At 40.1% G+C, this 6,317-nt stretch carries 8 protein-coding genes; 3 read left to right on the plus strand and 5 right to left on the minus strand.

The window, feature by feature from the left end; genetic code table 11:
* Positions 1-210 precede the first annotated feature (210 nt).
* Entirely contained in the window at positions 211-630 is a 420-nt protein-coding gene (locus Q7A53_RS06550) for a universal stress protein (RefSeq protein ID WP_411788330.1), read from the plus strand.
* Positions 631-776: 146 nt separating this feature from the next.
* Here the strand turns inward: Q7A53_RS06550 and Q7A53_RS06555 are convergent, their stop codons facing one another.
* The 3 genes from Q7A53_RS06555 to Q7A53_RS06565 are packed head-to-tail and all read right to left on the minus strand — an operon-like array spanning position 777 to position 3,708.
* Positions 777-2,426 (minus strand): putative ABC transporter permease subunit, encoded by a 1,650-nt coding sequence (locus Q7A53_RS06555; RefSeq protein ID WP_411788331.1) that lies wholly within the window; start codon positions 2,424-2,426, stop codon positions 777-779.
* Complete coding sequence (locus tag Q7A53_RS06560; protein ID WP_411788332.1) at positions 2,419-3,141, minus strand: ABC transporter ATP-binding protein; 723 nt, start codon at positions 3,139-3,141, stop codon at positions 2,419-2,421. Before Q7A53_RS06560 ends, Q7A53_RS06555 begins: the two co-directional genes overlap by 8 nt.
* A gap of 57 nt (positions 3,142-3,198) precedes the next feature.
* Entirely contained in the window at positions 3,199-3,708 is a 510-nt protein-coding gene (locus Q7A53_RS06565; protein WP_411788333.1) for a GNAT family N-acetyltransferase, read from the minus strand.
* Between the two features lie 88 nt (positions 3,709-3,796).
* Between Q7A53_RS06565 and Q7A53_RS06570 the strand changes: the two genes are divergently transcribed.
* Together Q7A53_RS06570 and map are read left to right on the plus strand one after the other, a co-directional pair.
* Positions 3,797-4,351, plus strand: a complete 555-nt coding sequence (locus Q7A53_RS06570) for a sugar O-acetyltransferase (RefSeq protein ID WP_411788334.1) — start codon at positions 3,797-3,799, stop codon at positions 4,349-4,351.
* A gap of 96 nt (positions 4,352-4,447) precedes the next feature.
* Positions 4,448-5,203: a type I methionyl aminopeptidase gene (gene map / locus Q7A53_RS06575; RefSeq protein WP_411788335.1), complete on the plus strand. Its 756-nt coding sequence runs from the start codon at positions 4,448-4,450 to the stop codon at positions 5,201-5,203.
* A 246-nt stretch (positions 5,204-5,449) separates the two neighbouring features.
* On the opposite strand, the gene Q7A53_RS06580 is transcribed toward map, so the two are convergent.
* Both Q7A53_RS06580 and Q7A53_RS06585 read right to left on the minus strand, forming a co-directional pair.
* Positions 5,450-5,647: a cold-shock protein gene (locus Q7A53_RS06580; RefSeq protein WP_411788336.1), complete on the minus strand. Its 198-nt coding sequence runs from the start codon at positions 5,645-5,647 to the stop codon at positions 5,450-5,452.
* 404 nt (positions 5,648-6,051) lie between these two features.
* Positions 6,052-6,252, minus strand: coding sequence for a cold-shock protein (locus tag Q7A53_RS06585; RefSeq protein WP_411788344.1), 201 nt, complete (start codon positions 6,250-6,252; stop codon positions 6,052-6,054).
* Positions 6,253-6,317: the final 65 nt, after the last annotated feature.

A 6,317-nucleotide genomic window follows, 5' to 3' on the forward strand; every position in this document is an offset into this window, starting at 1 on the left:
AAGAACGTGAAAGATTATATCATCCATTGGTGGATTTTCATAATCGCATGTAAGCGTATAAATTTTCTTTATGCTCTTATATTCTGTTATTTGCTTAGTCATAGACAGCTAAATCATAACTTAAGTATTTCTTTGCTTAATGTTAGCAATCATTCAATTATGCTTATTAACGTGTTAAAATAATCGAAGGTTTAATGACAGGAGGATTTTATGTATAACAAAATTTTACTAGCTGCAGATGGTTCAGAGCATTCTATTAGAACCGCAGAAAGGGCCGCAGAACTTGCCCGCCTGCAAGAGAATGCCACAATTACGGTCATTTATGTCATTGATGGGGACCGATCTAAGAGCGATGTACTCTCAGGGGGAGATATGGGGATGATTGAACATCGCCGTCATGAACGTCTTCTACCCATTGAAGAGATGCTGGAGAAAGAAGGCGTAAACTTCGATGTAGAATTAAAACGAGGTGAGCCTGGACCAACCATCGTAAAGTATGCAAACGAAAATAAATATGACATTGTAATTATTGGCAGCCGCGGGCTGAATGCTCTTCAGGAAATGGTTCTAGGGAGTGTTAGTCACAAAGTGGCCAAACGTTCTCAGTGCCCGGTAATGATCGTGAAGTAAGTACACTTACCGACCGTTAAAAGGTAAATCAATCATCAGAAAACCCGTACCCCTGTGTATTTTCAGGGGCACGGGTTTTCTGTGTGTTGCTATATTGCTTTGTCTAACAATCTCTGGTGTACTGCATAATTGAAAGTTTCCTCTATTTACAAAATCGAATAATATTTAGCATTGATCATCCGTTTTAAAATGAAGTGACTCACAAGGCATGCGGTCAGTAAGAGCAGAAATAAAATAGCTGCTGTCGTACCTGCTCCACGAATGGCATCGACATTCCATAAGATTAAGATGGAAATTCCGAATACGGCTGCTTGAACAGCCATGGCTGCTAGTCCAATGACTCTGCCTTTAAAAACCTCCCGTTCATCTGTCCAATTCAGCTTCGGGTTGGATAAGTCCAAAATTGTGCCTACGGAGCTTGTAAACCAGCCAATCAGAAGAGAAAGTATGATCCACATGGTCCATATTCCGAGAAGGACGTGAAAGAAAAACAGGGTGGCTAAGCCAATTAGAATCAAAGTAAACACGTTCATGGTAAAAGCACTCATTAACTTACTCAGCATGACCGTTTTGGCTGGGATAGGCAGATAGAGATGGTTGAACCAGCTCTTACCATCCCTGGATACAGATGAAATAGCTGCAGGATTTACTCCAAATATAAAGACAATAAACCCAATCAAAGTAAGAAGCAGCGCTTTGCCATGTCCATTCTGAAGGGTCGATCCGATCGAACTAAACGATCCTGAAGAATCCATCATAAAGATAACAATTAACAAGAATGGAAAAAGCAGAGTTTGGACTACAATTTGTGTAAAGAAAGTGGGCGTCCTGAAAATCACTTTCATTTCCTTTGAATAAGCAGCCATGACCAGCGTCCGGCTTTTGATTTTACTTGTCATCTGGTCCTCATTGATCACCTGCTTTCTTCCGCCTGAAAGGCCTAATACCCCTTTAAAATAAAGTTTCTGTCCTACCGTCATAAAGAGGGCAAGTCCAATAAAGGAAAGAGCAATAAACAACAATAAATATAGTATTCCTGAGTAGGAACTAGTTTCCGTTAAAGCCATCGACCCCCAATAAGCATTAGGGAAAGAAGCCGTTAATAAATCCAACAGCCCATTTTTTTCCTTAATGAAGTCAGCGAGGCCGGAACTCGTTTCAGCAGTACTAATATTTAACCGAATGACGATGTTAAACCCAATAATTAAAAGAAAGGAAAATATTCCTGCAATCACCTTTGTTCGGTCTTTATTTTTGGCAATATTAGCGAATCGCATAAAAAACATTAATAGAATTGCTGAAAAGACAAAAGGGACGACAGGAATTAGCAGCCAAACAATAAGTGCGAATATGTAGTAAACCATTCCAGCGTTGCTGTGCCCCCCATACATAAGTAGGGAAGGCAGTAAGATCACAGCGTTCGTTCCATATAAAGAAAGGAAAGGTACAGCTGATTTTCCCATAATAATCTGGACAGGCTCAAGCGGAAGAGCAATAAAGGATTCTACATCTTCGGCGAAATAGAACGAGCTTAAAATAGTAGTGAAACTTATTAATAAATAAGCGAAGGTCATTAACAAGAATAATAAACCGAGAATAACATTTTCATTTCCTGTTGGTGCAAGCAAGTTATATAAACTGCCAATAATGCCGTTCAAAAGATAGAGGATAAAAAGGACGAAAGGGATGCCGACTAATAAAGCAAACCCTATCCCGACTTTTTCGCTGGTTTTCTTTCCTGCCAGAGAAAACTGCATCTTCACCATAATCTTAATCAGCTTCCAAGTTTTAGCCATTTTCCGTCAGCTCCAGGAACATTTTCTCAAGGTTCTCATTTTCTTTAAATTTCTGTTTCATTTCGCTCATATTTCCATGGAATTGAAGTCGTCCGCGGTTAATAATAGCTACTTCATCACAAATCTGTTCCACTACTTCGAGTACATGAGTCGAAAAGAATACGATTTTCCCTTTATCTGCATGTTCCCTCATCATTTCCTTTAACTTGTAGGCAGATTTAGGATCGAGCCCAGTCAGTGGCTCATCCAGAATCCAAATGTCTGGATCATGCAGCAGTACTCCAGCGACTACAATCTTCTGCTTCATCCCATGAGAGTATGTCTGGATGTGATCATTCAAAGACTCATAGATGCCAAAACTCTTCGTAAGATTTTCAATTTTACTTTGTCTAATTTCTGAGGGTACCTGATACATATCAGCAATAAAGTTTAGATATTCCATTCCCTTTAATCTTAGAAAGATATCCGAGCGGTCTGGAACATAGCCCATGCTTTGTTTAATCTTTAATGTATGTGTTGTCAGATCCATCCCATTAACTGTAATGGACCCAGAGTCCACAGGAAGAATGCCGGTAAGCATTTTAATTGAGGTGGATTTCCCGGCGCCGTTTGGGCCCAAGAAACCAAATATTTTACCATTTGGAATGGAAAGATTTAGATTGCTCACAGCTTGTTTCCCTGAAAAATCTTTAGAAACGTTGTTAAATTCTATCATTGATATCATCCTTTGTTATTCACTATTACTAAATACGAATGAGGATCAAGGATTGTTTCAATTTTCTTGTAAAAATTTGGACATATGTTCTTCGTCTAAGTAACGTTGGGGGAGTTTAATCGCGTGCTTTTCAAAAGCAAACCGATGAAATCCCATTTTTTCGTACAAATATTTGGCGGGTTTGTTCTCACTAACTACGGATAGTTGAAGAATTTCAATGTTAATGGCTCTCGCGAAGTTTATTGCTTCCTGCATAAGCTTTTCACCTGCGCCGGATCTTCTATACGCTGGTGTGACATACATAGCGACGATGGAGGCTTTATGAGCAAACTTTGGATGAGTTTCCTGAACCAATGTTACAACACCTTTAAGATGGTGGTCTTCGAATATTCCGAATGTATGGGATTCATTAGAATCTAATCGATCTTCAAAAGTTTTTATTGGATCAGGACGCTGCTTTTCTTGTTCGTATGTAGTGATAAAGGCATCAGGACTGTTTAATAAGGCCTCGAGCCGTAAATTATAACAATCTTTCGCGTCTTTACGATTTAATTCTCTTGTATACATGGGGCTGCCTCCTTCGATTGTCCTAAGCCTAGCGAAAAACTATGGTAAAGTAAAGGAAGAAGAATTGTTTTAAGAAACGGGTGATAAAATGACAGAAAAAGAAAAAATGCTTGCCGGCGAGCTTTATCGCTCCTGGGATGAAGAACTTGTTCTGGAAAGACTGAGGGCTAGGCAAATGGTTTATTTGTTAAACCAAACGAAAGAAACAGAAGGACATTATCGTGAACAGCTCATTCGTGATTTGTTTGGGACTGCAGGGGAGAAGGTCAGCCTGGAAACGCCGTTCCATTGTGATTATGGATATAATATTCATGTAGGGGAAGATTTCTATGCCAATTTTAATTGTGTCTTTTTAGATGTATGTGAAATTCGTATAGGAAACCGAGCTTTATTAGGACCAAACGTTCAATTATACACAGCGACTCATCCATTGAACAGAGAGCAGAGAGCGAGTGGGTTGGAATCAGGAAAACCAATTCTTATCGGACACGATGTCTGGATAGGGGGAGGGGCGATCATTAACCCAGGTATAACGATCGGCGATAATGTAGTGATTGCCTCTGGAGCCGTTGTAACAAAGGATCTTCCCGATAATGTTTTTGCAGGAGGCAACCCTGCCAGAATTATTCGGGAAGTCGATTAGCCTTCTGGACTGGCGGGAGCAGCTTTTTTTCGTTATTATACTAAGGGGTACCTGCATATAAGTAAATGATATAAGGAAAAGAAAGGATTTTGTTTGATGATAAAACGTAAAAGCAAAAGAGAAATCGAATTAATGCATGAAGCAGGCAAACTGCTTGCGAATGTTCATAAAGAATTGAAAACTTTTATAAAGCCAGGAATAACAACCATGGAAATCGAGAATTTCGTGGAAAGATATTTGTCTGAACGAGGAGCCACTGGTGAACAGAAGGGCTATCAAGGGTATGAATACACGACCTGTGCTTCTATTAATGATGAAATCTGTCATGGCTTTCCCCGCAAAGAAAAATTAGAAAACGGGGATATTGTAACCGTGGATATGGTTGTAAATCTTAATGGAGCTCTGGCGGATTCCGCTTGGACGCATGCGGTGGGTACGGTAAGCGAAGAAGCTCAAAAACTGATGGACGTCACAAAAACTTCCTTATATAAAGGGATTGAACAGGCAATACCTGGCAACAGGATTGGTGACATTGGTCATGCCATTCAGGAGTATGCTGAAGGAGAAGGGTATTCTGTAGTTCGTGACTTTACTGGGCACGGAATTGGAGAATCCATTCATGAAGATCCTTACATTCCTCACTTTGGAGCGGCAGGCAAGGGAGCGCGATTGAAAGAGGGAATGGTCGTCACTATCGAGCCTATGATTAATATTGGCGGCTGGGCTAGTAAAATGGATGAGAATAACTGGACAGCACGCACAGTGGATGGCTCCCTATCCGCACAGTATGAACACACCATTGCCATTACCAAAGAAGGACCCGTTATCTTAACGAAGCAAGAAGATGAATAAGTAGAAAGGTTGAGTCAGTAAATAGCCTTCCTCTAAAGCCCTGGACCATCAATATATTGGTTCGGGGCTTTATTTCTTTGACGTATCTGTCCTCAGGCGTCAATGCTCATAAAGTGGAGCCTATTCCAGACACTATATCAGCTTCCAACTGTGTAAGGCTTTTCAAACTAATTAGTGTTGTTTCGAAGTGACTAAAAGATAGCATAAAAAAAGACTTCCAGTTAAGGAAGTCTTTTTAAAAACAGCTTACTTTTGAACGTTAGCTGCTTGTGGTCCGCGTTGACCATCTTCGATTTCGAAGTTTACTACTTGACCTTCTTCAAGAGATTTGAAACCTTCTTCTTGAATTGCGGAAAAGTGAACGAATACGTCATCTTGACCTTCTACTTCGATGAAACCGAAACCTTTTTCTGCATTAAACCATTTAACTGTACCTTCTACCATGTACGAAAACCTCCAGCGTGGATTCATGATCCACAATGTATTACTATTCTTGCTCTTCAAATTCAATCAAGACGAAATCACTTTGAAGCATCTTCTCTTGCGTGATTCATATCCGAACAACAATAATTAACTTCAGTATAACAGACGCCCAAAGAAAAAGATAGGGGGAGAGGAAAAAGAATTTTTCTGAAGTCATTGAAACCTTACCAAAGGTTGCTGCAGTCATAATGAAACCCACCACATAGGAGACGCATTAATGGGGTGAGTCTGCCCCTGCCCGAGCAAGCGATTGAACTATAATCTTAGGTGGGCCGAGTTTGCTCTATGACTTGCACTTCATTTAATTAACTGCTGAATTCCACAGAACATAAAAAAAGACTCCCTCTAAGGGGAGTCTTTGTGATTTATGCTTTTTGAACGTTAGCCGCTTGTGGTCCGCGTTGTCCATCTTGAACTTCGAAAGTCACTGCTTGACCTTCTTCAAGAGATTTGAAACCTTCTTCTTGAATCGCAGAGAAGTGAACAAATACGTCGTCTTGACCTTCAACCTCGATGAAACCGAAACCTTTTTCTGCATTAAACCATTTAACTGTACCTTCTACCATGTACGAAAACCTCCAGCGTGGATTCATGATCCACAATGTATTACTATTCTTGCTCTTCAAATTCA

Origin of the sequence: Halobacillus rhizosphaerae (assembly GCF_046719735.1) — a bacterium.
Taxonomy (GTDB): domain Bacteria; phylum Bacillota; class Bacilli; order Bacillales; family Halobacillaceae; genus Halobacillus_B; species Halobacillus_B rhizosphaerae.

Coding starts and splice junctions, on each gene's coding strand:
- Q7A53_RS06550 (WP_411788330.1), top strand. CDS start 211: ATGTATAACAAAATTTTACTAGCTGCAGATGGTTCAGAGCATTCTATT.
- Q7A53_RS06555 (WP_411788331.1), bottom strand. CDS start 2,426: ATGGCTAAAACTTGGAAGCTGATTAAGATTATGGTGAAGATGCAGTTT.
- Q7A53_RS06560 (WP_411788332.1), bottom strand. CDS start 3,141: ATGATAGAATTTAACAACGTTTCTAAAGATTTTTCAGGGAAACAAGCT.
- Q7A53_RS06565 (WP_411788333.1), bottom strand. CDS start 3,708: ATGTATACAAGAGAATTAAATCGTAAAGACGCGAAAGATTGTTATAAT.
- Q7A53_RS06570 (WP_411788334.1), top strand. CDS start 3,797: ATGACAGAAAAAGAAAAAATGCTTGCCGGCGAGCTTTATCGCTCCTGG.
- map (WP_411788335.1), top strand. CDS start 4,448: ATGATAAAACGTAAAAGCAAAAGAGAAATCGAATTAATGCATGAAGCA.
- Q7A53_RS06580 (WP_411788336.1), bottom strand. CDS start 5,647: ATGGTAGAAGGTACAGTTAAATGGTTTAATGCAGAAAAAGGTTTCGGT.
- Q7A53_RS06585 (WP_411788344.1), bottom strand. CDS start 6,252: ATGGTAGAAGGTACAGTTAAATGGTTTAATGCAGAAAAAGGTTTCGGT.